The following is a 1,508-nucleotide window of genomic DNA, read 5'->3' on the forward strand; positions in this document are numbered from 1 at the left end:
ACGTGGATAAAGTTTCTTATAAAGCAATCACTTACTCAGAGGATTTCAAGGTGCATTTCATGATGGAATATGCTTCTGGCAAACTTCCTACCCAAATTTTCCAAGAGGCAGGCTTTGATACTCGAATGTTAGGTAAACAAAGGGTCGATGAATTCGCACGTCGTATGCGTAAGATGAGCGAGCGACCGGAAGGCTTTGTGGATCTTCGAAGTCAAAATTCTGGTCGCCCTCGTACGAAAAATCGTACGTCAGAGGAAGAAATTGCCTATCTAAAACATCAAGTGGCCTTACAAAAACAACAAATAGAGGCTTTAAAAAAAACAAATTTTATCCATCGCAAAGCAGCCAAAGTTTCGCACAAGAAAAATATCAACTCATCCAAACATTAATAGAAAGAGATCACAATCTCTTGAATATCAAGTGGCTATGTAAGATTGCGCAGGTTTCTCGCTCCGGTTATTATGGATGGCTCAAGAATGAAGATAAACGTAACGAGCAAGAGAAACGCAATCGCGCTGATTTTGAATTGATTTTAGAAGCTTATCAACACCGTGGGTATGATAAGGGATCAAGAGGCATTCATATGCGTTTGCTTCAAACAGGAATCCTGATGAACCGTAAAAAAATTCAACGATTGATGAATAAATACAATCTAGTATGCCCGATTAGAAAAGCCAATCCGTACAGGCGAATGGCCAAAGCAAAACAAGAAAACACAATAAAGCCTAATCATTTAGAACGTCAATTTAAAGCTTACGGTCCAAAAGTAGTCTTGCTTACTGATATTACCTATTTGTACTTTGGTCGAGGTCAGAAAGCCTATTTATCTACCATTAAGGACGCCTATACCAATCAAATACTCTCATATGTGTCTAGTGAATCATTGGAAGTTGATTTTGTATTGAAAACCATTGAGCAATTAATAGAGAACCACTCTATTCCTAAAAATCAGAAAACCCTGATCCATTCCGATCAAGGCATACACTATACAAGTATGAAATTCCAATCGCTACTGAATGACAAAGAATTACGTCAATCGATGTCGCGTCGAGGAAACTGTTGGGATAACGCTCCGCAAGAATCTTTCTTCGGACATATGAAAGATGATATGAAAAACCTTCACAATTTAAATACATTTTCGGAACTTCAAATAAAGATTGATGACTATATGGATTATTATAACAACGATCGCTATCAATGGAATCTTGCAAAGTTATCTCCTAATCAATATGCAGAATTTATTAAAACGGGAGTGTATCCTCTTGCTCACCTTGTAAAGTCACCGGAGATCCCAATGGTTCAAACACCATGCTGAATTCCTGTTTAAATCGCGGAGCATATTTTTTGTGTAGCTTGTCCCAGTTGCCTGGTTTAAAGATATCATTCTTGAAAAACAGAAAACTCTAATGCCGCCAAACTTCTAAAATAATTCATTTTTATAATGGATGACAAAAGCACACGCTCTAAGTTTTGAACGTGTGCTTTCCTTTGCCACCACTCCTCCTTTG

General features: G+C 37.7%; 2 protein-coding genes. Both read left to right on the forward strand.

Annotated elements, in window-relative coordinates:
• On the forward strand, positions 1–389 hold a 389-nt coding region (locus tag KQI49_RS18705), incomplete at its 5' end, for an HTH domain-containing protein (protein WP_371817610.1).
• A 20-nt stretch (positions 390–409) separates the two neighbouring features.
• Positions 410–1,315 carry an IS3 family transposase gene (locus tag KQI49_RS18710; protein ID WP_253286928.1) on the forward strand — a complete coding sequence of 302 codons (906 nt, stop codon included), beginning with the start codon at positions 410–412 and terminating at the stop codon, positions 1,313–1,315.
• Positions 1,316–1,508 lie beyond the last annotated feature (193 nt).

The organism is Virgibacillus sp. MSJ-26, from assembly GCF_018918075.1.
Classification (GTDB): Bacteria; Bacillota; Bacilli; order Bacillales; family Amphibacillaceae; genus MSJ-26.